This is a genomic window from Cellulomonas flavigena DSM 20109 (genome assembly GCF_000092865.1).
Lineage (GTDB): Bacteria > Actinomycetota > Actinomycetes > Actinomycetales > Cellulomonadaceae > Cellulomonas > Cellulomonas flavigena.
Genome location: NC_014151.1, coordinates 614,609 through 634,989, shown reverse-complemented (window position 1 = coordinate 634,989; position 20,381 = coordinate 614,609). Strand labels below are relative to the sequence as shown.

The following is a 20,381-nucleotide window of genomic DNA, read 5'->3' as shown; positions in this document are numbered from 1 at the left end:
TGACGTGCCGATACTGGGGGGGTGACGACCTTCGACGACACCGGCATGTTCGAGATGGTCGAGGAGACCGGCCACGGACCGGCCCGGCCGCGACGCGACCGTGTCGTCGTCGTGCTCGTGGTCGCGGCGGCGCTCGTGGTCGCGGGTGTGGTGTGGCTCCTCGCCGAGCGCGGCTCCGACGGGGCGGCCGACGACATGAGCGTCGAGCTCCTCACGCGTCCTGCGGAGGACGCCGACGAGGTCTCCGCGGCCGTCGTCGACGAGACGGGTATCGACCCGGAGTCCGCACGGCTGGCGGCGACCACGGCCGCCGGGCCGCACTACGCTGCGCTGCGCTGGGGCGGCGAGCTGTGCCTCGTCGTGGTCCCGGACGGCGACCTCCCCCGGGTCGTGTGCGTCGCGCCGTCGGCCGGTGCGACGGTGACGCTGTCGGACGCCGACGGGTCGCGCGTGCGGCTCGGCGCCGACGACGCCCCGACACCGTCGGCGGCCGAGGGGTGGCGCGCCGCGGGCCCGAACGTGTGGGTGCTGGACGCGCCCGCGGAGGGCTGAGGCCGACCCGGGCCGTCAGCCGCGCGCACCGGCGGCGTCGGCCAGCACGTCGACGATGCGGCGCAGGCTCGACGACAGACCCCACCGCTCGGCGAGCGTGACGAGCGCGTCCGGGTCCGCAGGCACCGCGGGCAGCCGGTCGTCGACGTCCGCGACGGGTGCGTCCGGCGCGACCGTGACGACACGCGGGGCCACCGCGAGGTAGTCGGCCGCGTCCGTCAGGCGCGTGCGCTGCGTGGCCGTCAGGCCCCTGTCGGCGGCGTCGCGCGCCGCCAGCACGCCCTCGAGCGTGCCGTAGCGGGCGAGCAGGGACGCCGCGGTCTTCTCGCCGATGCCGGGGACGCCCGGCAGCCCGTCGCTCGGGTCACCGCGCAGCACGGCCATGTCGGCGTAGGCGCGGCCGGTGGGCACGCCGTAGCGCTCGACCAGCACGCCCTGGTCGACCTCGAGGAGGTCCTTGACGCCCTTGACGGGGTAGAGGACGCGCACCGGGACGGCGTCGTCGACGAGCTGGAACAGGTCGCGGTCGCCCGTGACGACGTCGACGGCGGCGCGCTCGGCCGCGGGGCGGGCGGCCTCGCGCGCGACGAGCGTGCCGATGACGTCGTCGGCCTCGTGACCGGGCGCCCCCAGGCGCGGGATGCCGAGCGCCGCGAGCACCTCGACGATGACGGGGACCTGTGCGGTCAGCGCCTCGGGCACCTCCTCCTCGCCCGTCGTGCCCGGCACCTCGCGCGCGACACGGTGCGCCTTGTAGGAGGGCACGGCCTCGACCCGGAACGCGGGCCGCCAGTCGTCGTCCCAGCAGGCGACGAGCCGCGTGGGGCGACGGTCGGCGACGAGGCGCGCGATCATCTCGACCAGCCCGCGCACCGCGTTGACCGGGGTGCCGTCCGGTGCGCGCACCGAGTCCGGGACACCGAAGAAGGCCCGGAAGTACAGCGACGCGGAGTCGAGCAGCAGCAGACGCCCGGCGGGGCCGGCGGTGGCGGTCATGGGGGCACGCTACCCACCCGCACCGACACCGCACCCGCCGGCACCGCACCGCGCCACCGCTGCCCGGGCCGTGCACCGCCACGCACGTCGGCGGGGCCGCACGGCGCCCCTCCAGCGCCGCCCGGCCCCGCCGGTGCGCGCGAGCCCCTCCGGCTCGCTGCTCGACCCGTGCGCCCGTCAGCGGGCGCTCAGGTCGAGCTGGTCCTCGACGACGGCCACCACGCTCCACGTGCCACCGTCGGCGTCCGTGAGCTCCCACGCGGGCACCAGCAGCGTCGCACCGGTGGGCGTGGTCAGCGGGGTCACGCCCAGGCGGGCGCCCGTGATCGTGACGTCCTGCACGGGCCACGCCACCGGCTCGCCCGGCGCCGGCACGGGCGGCACCGTCGGCGCGTCGGTCGGCTCGGCGGGCATGATCGACACCGCGTCGTCGGCAGCCCCCGCCGCGCGCGCCGCGAGCGGCACCACGCCGCCGTACGACGCCCCGAACCGCGGGTCGTTGAGCCGCTCCACGGCGTCGTCGGCGCTCACGTGCTCGTACGTGCCGAGCTCGACGAGGGTCGCGAGCGGCCCGGACACGGACTGCACCCCCGTGCCGGCGAGCTGCACCGACCAGCCGAGGCCGGTCTGCGTGCCGTCGACGACCTGGGCCCCGGTGACGCCGACGAGGCCGGGGACACCGGTGTCCTGCGACACCGTGAGCTCGTACGTGCCCGTGTCGACACCGAGGCGTGCCATGAGGTCGCGCGCCTTCGCGATCGCCGCGTCACCCGTCGGCGTGCTCGCGGGGTCGCAGACGCTCGGGTCGGCCGGGTCGGGCTCGCGGAGCTCGGGCTCGACGGCAGCACCCGGGTCGACGAGCTGCGGGTCGGCCTGCTCGGCCGTGACCCCCGCCGAGCCGGCCCCCTCGGGCGTCCCGCCGCCCTCCAGGGCTCCGGCCCCCTCCGCCGGCTCGGCACCGTCGAGCGTCTCGGGCAGCCCCAGGCTGCACACCGACGGGTCCCAGGCGCGGTCGTAGAACCACATGCTCGCCTGGCCGTCGACGCCGACCTGCACGCTCGCCGACAGCCCGTCGTTCGCCCCGACGACCCACTGCCCCCACTCCTGGCGTGGCTCGCCCGCGACCCCGAGCACCTGCGCGACGCGCGCCGCGGTCTCGGCGGTCGCAGCGGACGTCGCGTCGAACGCCCAGGCCCGGCTCGTCCCGGCGGCGCCGTCGAGCCCGCTGCCGCGGAACACGGTGCGCCCGCCGAACCAGCCGGGGCCGATCATCTTCGCGTCGGCGGTGTCCGCGGCCATCGCCGCGGCCCCGGCGCCCTCGGGCCCCTGCAGAGCGATCGGCGGGGCCGCCGGGTCGGAGCCGCCCGCGGCACCGACCGCGTACCCCCCGCCGCCGACGAGCGCGACACCCGCCGCGACCGCGGCCACCTGCAGCCACCGCGCCGGGCCACGACGCCGGGCGCGCGCGGCGGCGAGCTCGTCGACCGGTGTGGCGGCACCGCGTCCGTCGACCGGGTCACCGACCGTGACGCCCGTCGTCTCGGCGAGCCGGGCGTGCAGGCGCGCCGCGTCGGGGGCGGCGTCCCGCGCGGGGTCGGCCGCACGGACCCGCGCGACGGCGGCCGCCTCGCCCGCCTCGTCCGCGGGCGCGGCGTCAGCGTGCTGCGGCGCGCCGGCCACGACGGCGTCGTCGTCCGCGCCGGGCGTGGTCTCCTGGGGACCGCGGGGCTCGTTCATGGTGGTTCTCCTCCGGAGCGTTCGTCTCTACCCCGTCTGTGTCCCCGTGGCCCTGCGTCTTGCACGCGCACCGCAACCCCGAGCCACCCCGGCGACCGCCGCCGCGGCAGGGACGCACGTCAGTCGAGCGCGGCGAAGGCGACGCGCAGCCGGGAGCGGGCGCGCGAGAGCGCCGCGTCGGCACCACCACGGCCGATGCCCAGGGCGGCGGCCAGGCCCTCGCCGGTCAGCCCTTCCCACGCGTGCAGCAGCAGCACCTCGCGGTCCCGCGCGGACAGCCCGGCGAGCACCGCGCGGACCGTCTCGTCCCGCACGGCGCGCAGGGCCGGGTCGTCCGCGTCGGCCTCGTCCGGCACGTCCGCGACGGGCACGGGGCGCGCGCGGCGGCGGTGGTTGGCGACCACGTACGCGGCCGTGCGGTAGAGCCACGGCAGCTCCGCACCCTCGGGCACGTCGTCACGGCGGCGCCATGCGACCGTCAGGACGTCGGCCGTGAGGTCCTCGGCGTCCGACGCCCCGACGCGGCGCACGACGTACCGGTGCACGGCCGTGGCGTGCACGTGGACGAGCCGCTCGTACCAGGACGCGTCGCGCGGCCCGGCGGGGGTGCGGGCGGCAGCGTCCGCCGGCACGTCGCCGGGCACGCCGAGATCGGCGCGGTCCTGCATGTCTTGCTCGCGCTGAGCGGGCACTGCGGCTCCCGGGTCGGGCGGACGTGCGGGCGGGGCGGTGCCGGCACCGCCCTCACCCCGTCCGTGTCGCGGGCCGGCCGGATCTTGCACGCCACCGTGCACGACCTTCGCCCGCCCGCCTCACCGACGCGCCGTCAGCGCGGCACGTCAGAGCCCGTCGGCCACGATCGCGGTCGCCCGCAGCCACGCGTCACGCGTCGCCGGGCGCAGGCGGGCGTGGTCGATCGGTCCACCCGTCACCAGCGCCTTGTCGTGCGGGACCTCGACGACGGCGCGCGTCAGTGCACCGAAGTGCGAGCGCAGGCGCTGCCGCAGGTCCTTGTCGACCTTGGGCTCCGGGTAGGACAGGATCGTCACGGCCTGGCGCACGAGCTCCTCCTGGCCCGTCGCCCGCAACGCGTCCAGGGCCCACGCGGCGGACTGCGCGGTGTCCTCGCGCATCGTCGAGACCACGACGAGCTGGTCGGCCGACTGCACGGCCGCCTGCCAGTTCGACGCCCGCATGTTGTTGCCCGTGTCCACCACGAGCACCCGGTAGAACTGCGTCAGCACCTCGTGCAGCGCGCGGTAGGAGGCGGCGTCGACGCTCTCGACGGACGCCGCGTCCTCGTCCGAGGCGAGCACGTCGAACTGCTCGTCCTGCTGCGTGCGGACGAACTGGTCGAGGTCGCCGATCCGCACGGTGCCGCGCTCGGTCAGCGCCGGCAGGGCGTGCAGCAGGTCGACGGCGGTGCGCTGGTGGTCGGCGTGCGACGAGCGCCAGCCGAGCGTGCCGCGCGTCTCGTTGTTGTCCCACGCGAGCGTGTAGCCGCCGCGCGCCAGGCCGAAGGTCGAGGCCAGCAGCATGGTCGCGGTCGTCTTGTGGGCCCCGCCCTTGGGGTTGACGACGACGACCGTGCGCGGGCCGTCGAAGGTGCGGCGGATCGCGTCGACCTGCGAGCGCCGCGCGCGCTCGGCGGCACCCGGGCGCGGGGAGACCGCACCGAACGTCAGGCGCCGCACGGTGCGCTGCCAGCCGTGCTCGGCCGGACCCTGGTGGGCGGGGTGCCGGGCGGCGAGCAGGTCGTCGAGCGTCGGCAGGGACGACGTGTCCGCCGCGCGCCGCTCGGCCCGCGTCTCGCCGCGGCCCTCGGCACGAGCCGCGGGCGTCGTCGCCGGGGTCCCGACGGGTGCGGCGACGTCGGCGGCGGGCACGTCGGGCGCCGCGACCACCGCAGGCACCTGCGGCACCGCACCCGACGGCACGGCGGCCGTCGCACCCGACACCACGGGGACCTCGCCGGACGGCACCACGGGGGTCGCGCCGGACGCCACGACGGGCGTCGGGGAGGACAGCGGGTCGTCCGCCGACCATGCCGCCACGGCGGGCACGGGAGCGCTCAGCGGAGCGAGGTCCGTCTCCTCGGCCTCGTCGACGCGTCCGTCCGGGTGGATGAGCAGCGCCCACAGCCCGTCGGGGTCGCGGACCTCGACCGGCAGCGCCCGGCCCACGCTCGCGGCGAGCGCCGCGATGCGCGCCGTGACGGCCGCGCCCGCCGCAGCGAGGTCGGGTGTCGCGACGGTCTCGCGCACACCGTCGACCGTGACCTCGCCCGTGCCGTCCTCCCGGACCTCGGCGGTGATCACCGGCAGGTGCACCGGGACGTCCGTGCCCGTCGCCACCGCCACCGGCCCCGTCGTCGGTGCGACCGGTGCCGCGACCTCCTCCGTCGTCCCGGGCTCCGTGGCCACGTCGCCGCCCTTGCGCGTCATCTCTCGCTCCCTACGTCCTGCCCGGCGCGCGACGACCGTCACCGGCACCCCGCAGGCGCGAGCACGCCACATCCTGGACGAACGTATCGTCAGACCAGCATTCGCGCACAACGGGCAGCGCGCGGAGCGTGCAGGTTCAGACGTCCGTGTCGAGCTCGAACCACACGGTCGTGCCGCCGTCGGGCAGCCGCGCGGAACCCCACGCCGTCGACAGCGCCTCGACGAGCGCCATGCCGCGGCCGCTGGCCGCTGTCGGCTCGGGATGACGCACGTGGGGTGTGCCGCCGCCGCGGTCCGTGACGGCGACGCGCACGACGTACCCGTCGACCCGCACGGCCACGCGCACGGGCTCCTCGGCGGGGCCGTGCTTGACGGCGTTGGACACGAGCTCGCCGGCCAGCAGCTCGATGACCTGGTTGGACGCGCCGCCGACACCCGCGGTGGCGACCGCCCGCATCACCCAGTGCCGCGCCTGGCGGGGTGCGCTGCTCCGGGCTGTGAGGACCACCTCGTCGTCGAGCAGGGGCGGGGGTGTGCCACGGCGGCTGCGAAGGTCCCGGACTTCTCCCACGGGACCAGCCTGCCCGACGCGCGCGCGTCCCGCCGCTCGGACCAGCCCGCGGGACGGGTGAGGACGCGCCGCGTCAGGACGTGCGCGCCGGCGGCACCCAGCCCTGCGGCGGCATGCAGACCCACAGCACGGCGTAGATGAGGAAGGGGCTGCCCGGCAGCACGAGCAGCGCGATCAGCACGAGTCGCACGATCCACGCGTCGATCCCCAGGCGGGCCGCGACGCCCGCGCACACGCCGGCGAGCCAGCGTCCCGTCTGCGGCCGCGACAGCCCCGATCGTGCGAAAGCCAGCCGGACGCCGTCCATGAGTCCTCCCGTGGGTCGCCCGCGCGTCCCGCGCGGTCGTGACGAGTCTGGCCGACCACAGGCCCCGTGCGCCTCCGGGGCGGCCCCCCATCCGCCCCTGAGGCGACCCCGACGCGCGCGGGCGGCCCGGGGGCGTCGGGCGTGCGGGGGCGGGTGTGGGCGGGGGGTCCTACGGTGTGAGCCATGGCACAGACCCCTGCGGTGGAGCTGGACGTGCACGGCCGCACGGTGCGCGTCAGCAGCCCGGACCGCGTCGTGTTCCCCGAGCGCGGGCTGACCAAGCTCGACGTCGTCGAGTACTTCCTCGCCGTGGGCGACGGGATCCTCGGGGCGCTGCTGCACCGGCCGACGACGCTCGAGCGCTGGCCGAAGGGCGTCTTCGAGGGCGCGCGGATGTCGACGCGGCAGGACTCGTCGGGCGACGCGTTCTACCAGAAGCGCGTGCCGCAGGGCGCGCCCGGGTACGTCGAGACGGCGCGCATCGCGTTCCCCTCCGGGCGGACCGCCGACGAGGTCGCACCGACGGAGCTCGCGGTGGTCGCGTGGGCGGCGAACCTCGGGACGCTCACGTTCCACCCGTGGCCGGTCGTGCGCGACGACGTGGACGCCCCCGACCAGGTCCGCATCGACCTCGACCCGCAGCCCGGCACCGACTTCGCCGACGCGGCACGCGTCGCGCCGCACGTCCGTGAGCTGCTCGCCGAGCACGGCCTCGAGGGCCACCCCAAGACGTCCGGCGGGCGAGGCCTGCACGTCTTCGTGCCGATCGAGCCGCGGTGGTCGTTCACCGACGCCCGGCGGGCCACCATCGCCTTCGGCCGCGAGCTGGAGCGCCGCCTGCCCGGCCAGGTCACGATGAAGTGGTGGAAGGAGGAGCGGGGCGTCAAGATCTTCGTCGACTACAACCAGATGGCGCGGGACCGCACGATCGCCTCGGCGTACTCCATCCGCTCCAACCCGCGCGCGACGGTGTCCGCCCCGCTGACGTGGGACGAGGTCGGCGACGTCCACCCCGACGACTTCGACGTCCTCACGATGCCCGCACGGTTCGCCGCCGTGGGTGACCTGCACGCGCCGCTCGTCGCGCACGCGGCGCCCCGCCACGGCCTCGACTCGCTGCTCGAGCTCGCCGACCGGCAGGAGCACGAGGACGGCCACGGCGACCTGCCGTACCCGCCGGAGTACCCGAAGATGCCGGGCGAGCCCAAGCGCGTGCAGCCGAGCAAGGACCGCGACCGCCCCCGCTGACGCTCAGCCCCGGTACTCGTAGTGCCAGTACTCGGGGTTGGAGCCGTTCTGACGCGCCCACGACGGTGACACCCACCCGTACGCCGGGCCGTTGGCCACGAGCCACGCCCGCGCCGCGGAGTCCCAGCCGTACTCGCACGGCAGCTCCGGGACGTCCAGCGCGAGGCCCGTGCCGTGCGACGACGTGCCCGGCACCGCGGCCACCGTACCGAGCGCCTCCCGCATCGCGACCTGCGTCTCCAGGTCGCGGTACGTCAGGTCGAGCGCCAGGTCGTGACCCAGGGCCGCGCGGAACGCGGCGTTGAGCCGCTCGAGCGCGGCCGCGGCGTCCGACCGCAGGTAGAACGGGGTGCCACGGGAGTCCCGCGTCCACGACACCGCGGACAGCGCCGACGCCGGCAGGCGACCGTTCGAGCCGTCGCCGCCCGCCGTCGGCGGCGACGTGTAGAACGCCGGGCCGCTGTAGGTGGTCGCACAGCGGTCCCGCGCCGCGGACGCACCCGCGGCGCCGCCGCCGGACGACGCGCGCGTCCGCGCGGCCGCTGCCCGTGCCGCCGCCTCCTGCTCGGCGGCGACCCGTGCCTGCTGCTCCGCGACGGCCGCGTGCACCGCCTCCTCGGCCTGCGCGACCGCCGCGACCAGCCCGCGCACCGCCACCGGCGAGGCTGTCGCCGACCCGCCCTGCGCGGTGCCGAGCTGCGCGGCAAGTGCCGCGCGCGGCGCCTCGTCGGCCACCTGGCCCGCGGACGAGTCGAGCGTGCGGCGTGCCCGCTCGAGCGTCTGCGTCAGGGCGGCGCGCGCGTCGTCGTGCACCGCGGCGCCCCCCGCCGCGTCGGCGGCAGCGGCGTCCGCGACCCGCGCCGCGACGTCAGCGTGCAGCGCCGCGAGAGCCCCGTCGACCCGCGCCACGGCGGCTCGCCGCTCCCCGGCCTGCAGGGCCGCCGGGCGCGTGTGCGTCCCGCCGCTCACCCCGAGGGCGACGGCCAGGGCGACGACTGCGGCGACCACGACGCGACGGATGACGACCTCCCCCGGCTCCGGCCGTCCACGCTAGCCGCGCCCCGCTCAGATCACACGTCCGGGGGCTCAAGCGGTCCGTCGGCGGGGCCGATGACCGAGGAATGGACACTCACTCGCCCGCGCTCGCGGCGAGGTCCGCCGCGCCCACCGGCGCCGCGTTCGCCCGTCCGATGACACCGGACGAGGCCGCCCACCTCGACCGGCTGCGCGAGTGGCTGCACGGTGACGGCACCGACGCGAGCGACGCCGCCGCCCTGGACGCCCGATGGGCCCGCCTGCTCGCGACCCACCCGCCGCAGGCTCCTGCGCCCGCGGGCGTCGCCGCCGCGATCGGGATCGCCGTCGGCGACCTGCTGGTCGCGTCCGTGACCGACGCGGTCTGGCGGATGTGCCCCGGACCCGAGGGCGCCACACCCGGTGTGCTCCTGCCGGAGCGGCCCCAGATGCCCGTGCTGCCCGTGCTGGACGCGCACGCCCGGTGGCGTGTGCGCTCGCCGGAGTGGACGGTCGACTACGTCGAGCGGGCCGCGGCGCACCTGCGCCGGCTGCGCCCCACCGTCCCGACGCCGCACCCGGCGCCCGAGGCGGTCACCGCGGTCGAGCCCACGGACGCGCCGGTCAACGCACCCGTCGACGACGTCGTGCCCGTCGAGCGCACGATCCCGGAGCCCGCGGCGTGGGCGCCGACGTTCGTCGAGGACGCGACCGAGCCCGAGCACCAGCCCGAGCCCGCCGCGGCCTGGACCCCCACCTTCGTCGAGATCGCCACCGAGCCCGAGCACCAGCCCGAGCCCGCCGCGGCCTGGACCCCCACCTTCGTCGAGACCGCCACCGAGCCCGAGCACCAGCCCGAGCCCGCCGCGACCTGGACCCCCACCTTCGTCGAGACCGCCACCGAGCCCGAGCACCAGCCCGAGCCCGCCGCGACCTGGACCCCCACCTTCGTCGAGACCGCCACCGAGCCCGAGCCCGAGCAGGCTGCCTGGACCCCGACGCTCGTCGAGGACGTGCCGGAGCCCGAGCCTGCCTGGACCCCGGCGCCGGTCGCGTCCGCGGAGCCGGACGTCGAGGCGTCCTTCGACGCGCTGGCCGCTCCCCTGACCGGGGCGGTCGCCGCCGTCGCCGAGCCGGTCGCCGAGGAGCCCTCCGCGCCCGAGACGTCGGTCATGCCCTGGGACGTGGCGCCCGCGGCGGTCGCGTACCCGACCCCGGGCCGCGGCATGCCGGTCGTCCCGGAGCACACCCTCACGCCCGAGGACCTGCCCCACCGCCCCTCCGAGCGCGTGCAGGACCTGGCACTGCGGGCGCTGGAGCTCGCGCTCGACCGCGCGGTCCGCGACGCGGCGGGCTGCGCGCCGTTCGTGCTGGTCCGGGAGGACCACGACGTCGAGGTGCATGACTTCCCGCACTCCGACGCGGGCGTCGCGCAGGCCCGCGCCGCAGCCCGGGACGGCGGGTACGGCGCGGCGGCGGTCGCGTGGACGAGCCCGGCCGACGCGTCGCGCCCGTACCCGCGGGTCGTCGTCGACGCGTCCGCCGCCGGGCGGCCGGGCATCCGCGTCGCGCACTCGTTCCTGCACGACGCGGAGGGCGGCCACGAGATCGGCGGCCCGCAGGTCGTGGGGCAGTCCGCGCCCGTCCTGTAGCCGGGCCGCACCGGGCCGCCGTGTCGGTGCCCGGGCCTACGCTCGGACGCATGAGCGATCGCAGCACGCACGCCGCGGCGGAGGAACGCCTGGACCGCGTGGCCGCGGGCTTCGCGGACGTCCCGGGCGTCACCCTGCCGTCGGCCGGCCCTCGGCACTTCGGCACCGCGACGCTGCGCGTGCAGGGGCGGATCGCGGCCTTCACGCCGGGCGAGCACCTCGTGGTGAAGCTGCCGTCCGACCGGGTGGCGGAGCTCGTCACGGCGGGCACGGGACGACCGTTCCCGTCGGGGCGGCCGCCGATGCGCGAGTGGGTGGAGATCGTGTCCGACGACGTGGACGCGTGGCACGCGTACGTCGCGGAGGCGCTGGCGTACGTCGGCGGCTGACAGCACCGCCGCTGCAGGTCAGACGACCGGCGCGTCCTCCACCATCGGTACGGCCTTCTCCTTGCCGTACCGCACCTCGGCGCCTGCCATCACGGTGACGACCCGCACCTCGAGGACGGGCCCACCCGGCACGGGCTGCGTCCTGTCCTCCCAGCCGCCGAGCAGCGGCAGCCCCGTGACGCGCACGTCCCACGTGCGGGGCACCTTGATGTCGACGCCGCCCCAGAACGTGAAGACGTCGATGCGCGCGGAGCCCTCGATGTCGGCCTGGCGCAGGTCCAGCTCGACGCCGCCCATGATCGCCGTGAGGCTCGCCGAGCGGAACGTGCGCGTCGTGAGGCGCCGCTCCGCGCCCCACCAGAACGCGAACGCCGTGACGTGGTCGGCCTGCTCGTCGCGCGCCGTGGCGCCGAACGTGATGCCGACGCCGACGAGGATCACCGCGACGGGCCACAGGTAGTCCCCCACGCCGACCTGCACCACGTGGAACCGTGACAGCAGGAGCGCGACACCCAGCGCCGTGATCGCCGCCGGCCCGAACCACGCGCGCGGCACGACCACCAGCGCCGCCACGCCGACGAGCACGACGACCAGCGGCCACAGCATCGACAGCAGGTCGCCGAGGTCCACCTCGACCGCACCGGTGCGCTCCAGCAGGAGCACGATGCCGACGAGCACGACGACGACACCCAGCAGCGCCTGACCGAGCGACCGAGGACCGTTCATGCATGTCAACCTAGGGCAGCCGTACCCTCCGCGTCACCGACGCTGCGCCGGCGGGCGTCCCCGGCGGTGGGCCGGGGACGCGCCGGCCGTCAGGAGACGGCAGCCGCCGCCGGGTGGTCGGGGCACTCGGCAGCCGTCCGTACGCACATCGTGCACGGCTCGCAACCGTCGCTGCCGTCGACCTTGTCGAACCACGCGAGCGTCTTGCCCGCCGGGCAGTCGTCGTCCTCGTGGTAGACGTGCGCGGCGGTGCTGCGCGCGGAGTGGTACGGACGAACTCGCATGTCGGCCTCCTTGCCGAGACGCCATGCCCCGCCATCGGGGCCGTCATCGCAGGTTAAAAGGGACGTCCGGTCCGGACCAGGGACCTCGGTCCGTGGACACGCTCCCGCGCCGGCACCTGGACGTCGATCCGGACGACGTCCCCCGTGCGCCGGAACACGCAGCGGCTCGTGGCGGCGTCGAGCACGCCCCCGACGCCCTCGACGCGCGTTCCGTCGGCGCGGTGCGCGACCACGGCGAGAGCCGCACCCGGGGCGTCGACCCGCCGGTAGACGACGGGCACCTGGCAGAACGTGAACGCGAGCGACCCCGCGGGCAGCCACAGCTCCTGCGCCCGCCGGCCGACGTCGTGGAAGGAGAACGTCGTGGGGGCGGTCCTCCACTCGTCGGGTCGCAGCAGGTCCGGTCGCACGACGACCCGCCCGTCCTCGACCCGCAGGCCCAGCTCCCCGAGCCGTGCGAGCACCTCCTCCTTGACCTGCCCGGTCATCCCGGGCTGGCGCGCGCCCCTGCCGGCCGGGGTGTGCGAGTACGGGTCGACCGGGAACGCGCCGTAGACCTCGGGGCTCTTGCAGTAGCCGAGCCCGCGCCGCACGTCGTCGTACGCGGCGGCGAGGCCCGCGACGACGCCGGCGTCGGCGCCGACGGCGACCGCGCGCTCGTGGTTCTCCTGCACGGCGAGCAGCAGCTTGGACACCATGTGCCAGTAGATGCTGCCGAGGCCCTCGTACGCGAAGAACGACCCGGAGCGCCCCGTGAACTCCGCGTGCCGGAAGACCTGCTCGAACACGTCGAGCACGGCCGCCCGCCCGTGCGCGACCTGCTGCGCCGTCACCCCGGGGACGCGACCGGGAAGAGCGTCGAGCGCGTCGGCGAGGTCGCGCGCGTTGTGCAGGCCCGGCGCGAACCGGTGGTCCCCTCGCACGTCACGCAGGACGACGGACGTGTCGCCGGCCGCGACCAGCGCCCCCAGCAGCGGTGCTGCCGCCGCCTGTGCGGCGGTGAGCAGGTTGCGCGCGAGGAAGGTCGGCAGGTCGCGGTCGGGGTACAGCTGGTAGGAGTGCTGGTCCGGCCGGTACAGCGCGCTGCCGCGCAGCGCCCGGACGAGGTCGAGCGCCTCCGCGGGCGTCAGCAGTCCGGACGACAGCACGGCGACCTGCCCCTCGAGCATCTCCTGCAGGTGACCCACCCGGGCGCCGTCGCGCAGGTCGAGCAGGTTGTACGCGTGGTAGAGGCCGTCGTCGCGGCGGTTGGCGCGCAGCGCCGCGTCGACGTACGTCAGGGCGTCGGCGAGGAACGCCTGCACAGCGTGCGCGGGCACGCGCGTGCGCGTGCCGCTGAAACCGGCGTACACCCGGGTGCGGTACGCGGTCCCTGCGGCACCGAGGGCGTCCATGACGACCCGCCGCCCCCGGTCGTCGAACCCGGCCCACGCCTGGTCGGCGTGCGCGGCCAGGGCACCGCGCACGTCGGACAGCAGGTCCGCGAGCTCGCTCGTCGTCGTGAGGTCGTCGGTGAGCAGGTCGCGCGCGAACGTCAGGGCGCGCCGCAGGTAGGCCAGCGTGACGACCGACAGGCCCTTGCCGACGAGCGCGTTGTTCGCGTCGTTCCACTCGGGGCGCTGCGTGTTCATCCAGATGCCGCCGTCGGGCACCAGGTTGACGAGCTTCGCCAGGACGATCAGCAGCAGCTTCTCACCGAGCGAGACGCGCACCAGGTCACCGTCGGGGCCGTGCACGAGCCGGCCGTCGGCGCCCTCGGCCTGCACCCGGCGGGCCACGCGCTCCTCGGCCGTCGTGTCGAACGTGATCGTGGCGATGGGCTCACGGAGCGTCTGGTCGTAGGTCGCGATGCGGTACGGCACGTCCGCGTGCGTGAAGACCGCGCGATCGACCATCGACTCCAGGCGTCCGGGGTGGAAACGCCGTGACGCCTCGAGCAGCTTGACCAGGTAGATCACCTGGTGGTCGCTCCAGTAGCCGATGTTCGCCCACGGGTTGTCGGGCTCGGGCACCTCCCAGTCGATGCCGGAGCGCGAGATGCGGTACGGGTTGTAGCCGTCGGCGGTCGTCGCGTCCAGGAACACCGCCACCATCGACTCGACGTACTCGGGGAACGACCAGGCCAGGGCCTCCCAGTTCTGGAAGATGTCGCGCCAGTTGCCCTGGAAGTCGACGCGCGTGCGGCCGTGCTCGTCCGTCAGGGCGATGGCGAACCGGTTCCACGGCCGGCTCGGGTCGCCGTGCCGGCGGCTGAACGTCAGCGGCAGGTACTCCCGCACGAGCCGCAGCAGGTCCGGGTCACCGGAGGCGTCGGCACGTTCGACGAGGTCGTCGACCTGCTCCGACGCACCGAGGGCGTCGAACCACGGCGCGCTGCGCGTCAGGGTCCGTGGGCTGCGCTGCGCGACGAACGCCCGCAGGTCCGCCGTGCTGACCGTGTAACCGTCGGCGGGGACACCGCCGCGCATGATGTTGAACAGCACGTTCGCACGGTGGTGGGCGGCCGCGAGCTCGTCGCCGGTCACCTGGGCGCCGTCGGCCGTGCCGACGAGCAGGTCGAGGTGGGTGCGTGTCCTCGCGACGTCCGCCGCGAGGGCGTCCGCGGCCGCGGACGGGTCCGCCAGCAGCTCCTGCAGACGCACGACGTCGGCGGCACTCTGGTCGATGTCGGCGACGACGCTCCAGCGGCGCTCCTGCCCTGGCGCCAGGGCCAGCCGGGCGCGGACGAGGTAGGCACCCTTCTCGCCGCGGACCTCGCGCTCGGCGACGACGGGCCGCCCGGCCGCGAACGCCTCGACGTGACGGGTCGACAGCAGGTGCTCGACGTCGGCGAGGCCCACCTGCCAGGCGACGGTCGTGGCGAGCGACTCGCTCGGGTCGGCCTTGTCGGTCAGCGTCGAGTTCAGGTACACCAGGCCGAGGCCCGTCGCGTCGTCGAGCTCGGCGCGCTTGTACGCGTCGAGCAGGCAGCTGAGCTCGCCCTGCGTCTGCACCGTGACGCCCGCGGGCAGCAGGTCGACGAGGCCGTCGAGGACCTCGGCGTCGGCGTGACGGTCGATCGCGGCCACGCCGACCTCGCGGACGACGCCGAACCGAGCGGCCGTCCGCCACGTGACACGGACGCGCAGGCCGAGGTCGGGGCGGGTCTCCTCGAACACGAGGGTCGTGCCGAGCGGGTCCTTGTACAGGTGGCGCACGGCGTTCGGGTCGCCGGGCCGGCGCGGCGCGAACGGCTGCCAGAACACGGTGCCGTGTGCGGTGGCGACGCGCAGCAGGGTGAGCCCACCGGTGCGCCCCGCACCGGCGGCGACCTTGTCCTCGGTGGTGTAGGTGAACAGCGCCCGGTCGGCCTGCTCGCGACCGGCCGTGACGCCGCCCGTGCTGGAGATGAACAGCCACAGGTCGCTCGCACCGACCAGGGTCATGAAGAACGGCGGCAGGTCGTCGTAGGACGCGATCCGGTAGAAGCGGCGCCCGTCGAGGTCGACGAGGCCGGAGACGTCGGGACCGCCGCCGGCGGTCTCCGTCCCGTCGGTCGGTGCGAGCGTGGAGGTCTGCGACGCCATGGCCGTGTCCTTCGTGATCGACGGCGCCCGCCCGTCCCAGGGCGTGAGCCGCGTCGGTGCGGCAGGGCGCGACCTCACATTGCCACGTGTCACCGACGGATGCAACGGACCTCGGCCCCAGGTGCGGGGGCGTGCGATGCGCCCCGACGGCCGGGCGCACGACGACGACGGCCCCGCAGCAGCGATGTCGCTGGTGCGGGGCCGTCGTGGACGAGCCGCCTTGGGGAATCGAACCCCAGACCTTCTCATTACGAGTGAGACGCTCTGCCGACTGAGCTAAGGCGGCATCGCCGTCGGGGCGCGGAGGACCGCGTTCGATCGGCGAGCGCGCCCACTGTACCTGGCGCGCGCCCCGAGTCCAAAGTCAGCAGGTCGTGCCGTCCGCGGGTGCCACGCCCGTGAGCAGGTAGGTGTCCACCGCGTCCTTGACGCACTCGTTCGACCGGCCGTACGCCGTGTGCCCCTCGCCCTCGAACGTCAGCAGCACGGCCGACGAGAGCAGCTTCGCCAACGACTGCGCCCACGCGTACGGCGTCGCCGGGTCGTTCGTGGTGCCGACGACGACGATCGGCGCCGCGCCCGGCGCCTCGTACGACTCGAGGGACCCGACGGCCGGCACGGGCCACTGCGCGCAGGACGCGCCGCCGTAGGAGAAGAAGTGCCCGACCGTCGGGGCGACGGCCTGCACCTCCGCCGCGTCGGCACGCATGTCCTCCGGCTCGGCCGACGGCCGGTCGTCGAGGCACAGGATCGCCGAGAACGCCTCGTTCTGGTTCGTCGCGTAGGTGCCGTCGGGACCGCGCCCGTAGTAGCTGTCGGCGAGCTGCAGCAGCACCGAGCCGTCCGCGGCGTCGATGGCCTTGGTCAGCGCCTGCGTGAGCAGCGGCCAGCTGGTCTGCGCGTACAGGGCGGCGGCCACGCCGGAGAAGGCGAGCGACGACGTGAGCTCCCGGTCCGTGCCCGTGGGCAGCGGGTTCGCGCGCGTCCGGTCGAACAGGCGCGCGATCTGCGTGAGACCGGCGTCGACGTCACCGTCGAGCGGGCACGACGCACCGGCCTGGCAGTCCGCGACGTAGGCGCGCAGGGCGCTCTCGAAGCCCGCGGCCTGCCCCGCGGCGACCTCGCCGGAGTCGAGCGTGGGGTCGAGGGCACCGTCGAGGACGAGTCGACCCACGCGCTCGGGGAACAGCGCCGCGTACGTCGCGCCCAGCTCGGTGCCGTACGAGAACCCGAGGTACGTCAGGGCCTCGTCGCCGAGGACCGCGCGCAGCACGTCCATGTCCCGCGCGGCGCTGGGCGTGTCGACGTGGCCGAGCAGCTCGCCGCTGCGCTCCAGGCACGCGCGGCCGAAGTCGCCGTTGCGCTCGATCGCCTCGGCCATGCCCGCGTCCGTCGACCAGTCGGGGACCCAGGCCGCCATCTCGTCGAGCTCGGCGGGGTCCACGCACGTCACGGGCGACGAGTGCTGGACGCCGCGCGGGTCGAACGCGACCAGGTCGTACGCCGCGAGCACCTCGCGCGAGACGACCTGCCGGAAGTAGCCGATCGAGTCGATCGCGGAGCGGCCGGGCCCGCCGGGGTTGACGAGCAGCGACCCCACCGGCGAGCCGCCCGACGCGGGGATGCGCCGCAGCGCGAGGGTGATCGTGTCGCCGCCGGGGTCGGCCCAGTCCAGCGGGACCGTCGCCTCGGCGCACTGCTCGCTGCCGCACGTCGTCCACTCGAGGACCTGGTCGTAGAACGGCGCGAGCGCCGCGTCGCCCGTCGACGACGAGGAGGCGCCCGCGGTGGGCGCCGACGCCTGGTGCTTGGGCGAGACGCAGCCCGTCAGCCCGAGCGCGACGACGAGCGCGACGAGGGCGCACCGGAGCAGGGCAGGGCGCGGCGGCATGCACCTACGGTAGTCGCCCCGCGGGCCCGGTCCGGGGCACGACGGCGCGAAGGGGTGACGGGGCGACGGGCTCGCGGACCGGCGCGCGTCAGCCCTGGGGTCGCAGCGCGACCGCCATCGCCTCGACCGCGAGCAGGGGCGCGACGTTGCCGGCGAGCCGCGTGCGGGCCTGGCCGACGGCGTCCATCCGACGCAGCGTCTGCTCCGGGGTGCTGTCCGCCGCGAGCGTGCGCACGGCGTCCTCCTGCTCGACGTTCACGAGCTCGACGTCCGCCCCCAGCTGCACGACGAGCACGTCGCGGTACAGCGACAGCAGGTCCACCATGGCGCGGTCGAGGACGTCGCGCTGGGCCCGCGTCGCCCGGCGCTTCTGCTCCTCCTCGAGCTGGCGCACCTGCGCGCGCAGCGCGGGTGGCAGGGTGTTCGCCCCCTCGGCACCCATGCCGCGCAGCAGCTCGTTGCGCTCGGCGGCGTCGCGCTCCTCCGTCGCGGCCCTCGCGTCCGCCTGCGCGGTCTCGACGAGCTCGCCCGCGGCCAGCACGGCGTCCCCGACCCCACGCACGCGCGACGCGAGCGACAGCACCGCGGCCCGCCGCTCGCGGGCCTGCGGGTCCCGTGCGAGCCGCCGGGCGATCCCGATGTGGCTCTGGGCGGCGCGGGCGGCGACCTGCGCGGTCCGCGGGTCGGCGCCGTCGCGCCGCACGAGCAGCTCGGCGACCGCGTCGACAGGTGGCACGCGCAGCCCCACGGAGCGGCTGCGGGAGCGGATCGTCACCAGGACGTCCTCGGGGCTGGGCGCGCACAGCAGCCACACCGTGCGCGGGGGCGGCTCCTCGACCGCCTTGAGCAGGACGTTCGCGCTCTGGTCGTTGAACCGGTCGGCGTCCTCGACGACGATGACGCGCCAGCGGCCCTGCGAGGGCGAGCGCTGCGCGAGCTCGACGAGCGGGCGCGTGGTGTCGACACGGATGAACACGCCCTCCGTCGCGACGAACGTGACGTCCGGGTGCGCGCCGGACAGCGTGGTGCTGCACGCGTGGCACGTACCGCAGCCGCCGGCCTCGCACTGCAGCGCGGCGGCGAACGCCCGCGCGGCGTTCGACCGCCCCGATCCGGGAGGCCCGGTGAGCAGCCACGCGTGCGTCATCGCCGACGGGTCCTCGACGGCCCGTCGCAGCACCGCGACCGCCGGCTCCTGCCCGACGAGGTCGTCCCAGACGCTCACGCCGCACCCCCGACGACGGGCACCGGGCCGAGCAGCGGCGCGAGCCGCTCCCGCACCTGCGCGGCGACGTCCTCGGCAGGCTGCGACGCGTCGAGGACGAGCCAGCGTGCCGGGTCCGCTGCAGCGCGGGCGAGGAACGCCTCACGCGTCCGGCGGTGGAACTCGTCCCCCGCGGACTCCAGCCGGTCCGGGTCACCCGTGAGCCGTGCCAGCCCCACGACGGGGTCGAGGTCCAGCAGCACGGTCAGGTGCGGCAGCAGCTCGTCGACGGCCCACAGCGACAACCGCTCGACCTCGTCGGCACCCAGCCCGCGTCCGCTGCCCTGGTAGGCCACGGAGGAGTCCAGGTAGCGGTCCGTGAGCACCACGGCACCGCGGGCCAACGCCGGCCGCACGAGCGACGCGACGTGGTGCGCGCGATCGGCCGCGTACAGCAGCGCCTCGGTGCGCGGGTCCAGCTCGTCACCGTGCAGCACGGCCCGTCGCAGCTCGATCCCCAGGGGCGTGCCGCCGGGCTCGCGCGTCACGACGACCTCACGACCCAGCGCCGCCAGGTGGTGCCCGAGCAGCGCGACCTGCGTCGACTTGCCGACGCCGTCGCCGCCCTCGAACGACACGAACACCCCGGCGGGCGCGTCCTCGGACGGGACAGGGGCGTGCGGAGGCGTCACGGCGTCAGGGTATCCCCCGCGACCCACACGTCCCCGCCCCGCTCGCGGCCCGTCGAGCACCGCCCGCGGCGTCACTCGCCGGGGTACGCCACGCCGATCTGACGGCGGATCTCGTCCATCGTCGTCATGACGTCGAGCGTGCCCTGCCACGTCATCAGCGGGCTCTCGGTCTCGCCGGCGGCCACGCACCGCGCGACCTCCGCGGCCTCGTACTGCAGGCCGCGCGCCGCAGGGAGGTCGAACGTCCACACGCGCCCGTCGCGGCGCGTCACACGGAATGACGTCGGTGCGTAGAACGAGCCCGCGACACGGATGTACCCCTCGGTGCCGGAGATCGAGGACGTCGTCGGCGTCTTCGACCACAGCGTCGTGTTGAGGGTGGCCTGGGTGCCGTTCGGGTAGTCGAGGACCATCGAGACCTGCCCGTCGACGCCCGTCTCGGTGAGCTGGCCGAACGCGTGCACGCCCTGCGGCACCCCGAGGAAGTCGTGCGTCCACGACACGGGGTACACACCGAGGTCGAGCAGCGCACCACCCGCGAGCGCCGGGTCGTACAGGCGGCTGGCGGGGTCGAACGCGAAGTGCTGGCCGTGGTCGGCGCGGATGTTGACGATGTCACCGATCTCGCCCGCGTCGATCACCTGGTGCAGCGCGGCGACGTGTGGCAGGAACCGCGTCCACATCGCCTCCATGACGAACACGCCCGCGGCGCGCGCGGCGTCGAGCACCTCCCGCGCCTCCGCGGCGTTGCGTGTGAACGACTTCTCGACGAGCACGTGCTTGCCCGCCTTGATCGCCAGGAGCGCGTGCTCCCGGTGCTCGGAGTGCGGCGTCGCGACGTACACCGCGTCGACCTGCGTGTCCTCGACGAGGTCGCGGTAGCCGACGTGCGTCGTCGGGATGCCGTGCGCGGTGGCGAACCGCTCGGCGCGGTCGCGGTGGCGCGACCCGACGGCCACGAGCTGCGCGCGCGTGAACTCGCGCACCGAGTGCGCGAACTGGCTGGCGATGCCGCCGGCGCCGATGATGCCCCAGCGGATCGGCGGGGCGGTGCGGGGGTCCTCGGTGCGAGCCATGGCGCCAACCTAGCGCCCGCCGGGCGCGCCCG

General features: G+C 75.8%; 18 protein-coding genes and 1 tRNA gene. 4 read left to right on the top strand and 15 right to left on the bottom strand.

Annotation, left to right across the window (positions count from 1 at the left end; all coding sequences use genetic code 11):
• Positions 1-21: 21 nt before the first annotated feature.
• Complete coding sequence (locus CFLA_RS02990; protein WP_013115837.1) at positions 22-552, top strand: hypothetical protein; 531 nt, start codon at positions 22-24, stop codon at positions 550-552.
• A gap of 15 nt (positions 553-567) precedes the next feature.
• Here the strand turns inward: CFLA_RS02990 and CFLA_RS02985 are convergent, their stop codons facing one another.
• The 6 genes from CFLA_RS02985 to CFLA_RS02960 all read right to left on the bottom strand — a co-directional run bounded on the left by CFLA_RS02985 (position 568) and on the right by CFLA_RS02960 (position 6,607).
• Positions 568-1,548, bottom strand: coding sequence for a 5'-3' exonuclease (locus CFLA_RS02985; protein WP_013115836.1), 981 nt, complete (start codon positions 1,546-1,548; stop codon positions 568-570).
• Between the two features lie 177 nt (positions 1,549-1,725).
• The gene (locus CFLA_RS02980; protein ID WP_013115835.1) at positions 1,726-3,285 is read right to left on the bottom strand and encodes a hypothetical protein; all 1,560 of its coding nucleotides are present in this window, start codon (positions 3,283-3,285) and stop codon (positions 1,726-1,728) included.
• A 119-nt stretch (positions 3,286-3,404) separates the two neighbouring features.
• Positions 3,405-3,953, bottom strand: a complete 549-nt coding sequence (locus CFLA_RS02975) for an RNA polymerase sigma factor (protein ID WP_013115834.1) — start codon at positions 3,951-3,953, stop codon at positions 3,405-3,407.
• Positions 3,954-4,124: 171 nt separating this feature from the next.
• Positions 4,125-5,729, bottom strand: coding sequence for a chromosome partitioning protein (locus tag CFLA_RS02970; protein WP_013115833.1), 1,605 nt, complete (start codon positions 5,727-5,729; stop codon positions 4,125-4,127).
• 136 nt (positions 5,730-5,865) lie between these two features.
• Positions 5,866-6,300, bottom strand: coding sequence for an ATP-binding protein (locus CFLA_RS02965; protein WP_245530291.1), 435 nt, complete (start codon positions 6,298-6,300; stop codon positions 5,866-5,868).
• Between the two features lie 73 nt (positions 6,301-6,373).
• Positions 6,374-6,607, bottom strand: a complete 234-nt coding sequence (locus CFLA_RS02960) for a PspC domain-containing protein (RefSeq protein WP_013115831.1) — start codon at positions 6,605-6,607, stop codon at positions 6,374-6,376.
• 183 nt (positions 6,608-6,790) lie between these two features.
• Here CFLA_RS02960 and ligD point away from each other — a divergent pair, with 183 nt between their 5' ends.
• Positions 6,791-7,855: a non-homologous end-joining DNA ligase gene (gene ligD, locus CFLA_RS02955; protein ID WP_013115830.1), complete on the top strand. Its 1,065-nt coding sequence runs from the start codon at positions 6,791-6,793 to the stop codon at positions 7,853-7,855.
• Between the two features lie 3 nt (positions 7,856-7,858).
• Here ligD and CFLA_RS02950 read toward each other — a convergent pair whose 3' ends face one another.
• A complete protein-coding gene (locus CFLA_RS02950) occupies positions 7,859-8,863 on the bottom strand; it encodes a M15 family metallopeptidase (RefSeq protein WP_013115829.1) in 1,005 nt (334 codons plus the stop codon).
• A 113-nt stretch (positions 8,864-8,976) separates the two neighbouring features.
• Here CFLA_RS02950 and CFLA_RS02945 point away from each other — a divergent pair, with 113 nt between their 5' ends.
• Positions 8,977-10,521 carry a hypothetical protein gene (locus CFLA_RS02945; RefSeq protein WP_013115828.1) on the top strand — a complete coding sequence of 515 codons (1,545 nt, stop codon included), beginning with the start codon at positions 8,977-8,979 and terminating at the stop codon, positions 10,519-10,521.
• A gap of 50 nt (positions 10,522-10,571) precedes the next feature.
• Positions 10,572-10,910 (top strand): hypothetical protein, encoded by a 339-nt coding sequence (locus tag CFLA_RS02940; protein WP_013115827.1) that lies wholly within the window; start codon positions 10,572-10,574, stop codon positions 10,908-10,910.
• A gap of 18 nt (positions 10,911-10,928) precedes the next feature.
• Here the strand turns inward: CFLA_RS02940 and CFLA_RS02935 are convergent, their stop codons facing one another.
• The 8 genes from CFLA_RS02935 to CFLA_RS02900 form a co-directional block, all read right to left on the bottom strand.
• Positions 10,929-11,636 carry a LiaF transmembrane domain-containing protein gene (locus tag CFLA_RS02935; RefSeq protein ID WP_013115826.1) on the bottom strand — a complete coding sequence of 236 codons (708 nt, stop codon included), beginning with the start codon at positions 11,634-11,636 and terminating at the stop codon, positions 10,929-10,931.
• Positions 11,637-11,725: 89 nt separating this feature from the next.
• Positions 11,726-11,920 (bottom strand): hypothetical protein, encoded by a 195-nt coding sequence (locus CFLA_RS02930; RefSeq protein ID WP_013115825.1) that lies wholly within the window; start codon positions 11,918-11,920, stop codon positions 11,726-11,728.
• Between the two features lie 53 nt (positions 11,921-11,973).
• Entirely contained in the window at positions 11,974-15,486 is a 3,513-nt protein-coding gene (locus CFLA_RS02925; protein WP_013115824.1) for a hypothetical protein, read from the bottom strand.
• A 213-nt stretch (positions 15,487-15,699) separates the two neighbouring features.
• A tRNA-Thr gene (locus tag CFLA_RS02920) sits at positions 15,700-15,772 on the bottom strand.
• Between the two features lie 78 nt (positions 15,773-15,850).
• Positions 15,851-17,377, bottom strand: coding sequence for an alpha/beta hydrolase (locus CFLA_RS02915; protein WP_013115823.1), 1,527 nt, complete (start codon positions 17,375-17,377; stop codon positions 15,851-15,853).
• A gap of 88 nt (positions 17,378-17,465) precedes the next feature.
• Positions 17,466-18,602, bottom strand: a complete 1,137-nt coding sequence (locus CFLA_RS02910) for a DNA polymerase III subunit delta' (protein WP_013115822.1) — start codon at positions 18,600-18,602, stop codon at positions 17,466-17,468.
• Complete coding sequence (tmk, locus tag CFLA_RS02905; protein WP_013115821.1) at positions 18,599-19,273, bottom strand: dTMP kinase; 675 nt, start codon at positions 19,271-19,273, stop codon at positions 18,599-18,601. Before tmk ends, CFLA_RS02910 begins: the two co-directional genes overlap by 4 nt.
• A 71-nt stretch (positions 19,274-19,344) precedes the next feature.
• Positions 19,345-20,349, bottom strand: a complete 1,005-nt coding sequence (locus tag CFLA_RS02900) for a Gfo/Idh/MocA family protein (RefSeq protein ID WP_013115820.1) — start codon at positions 20,347-20,349, stop codon at positions 19,345-19,347.
• Between the last annotated feature and the right edge of the window lie 32 nt (positions 20,350-20,381).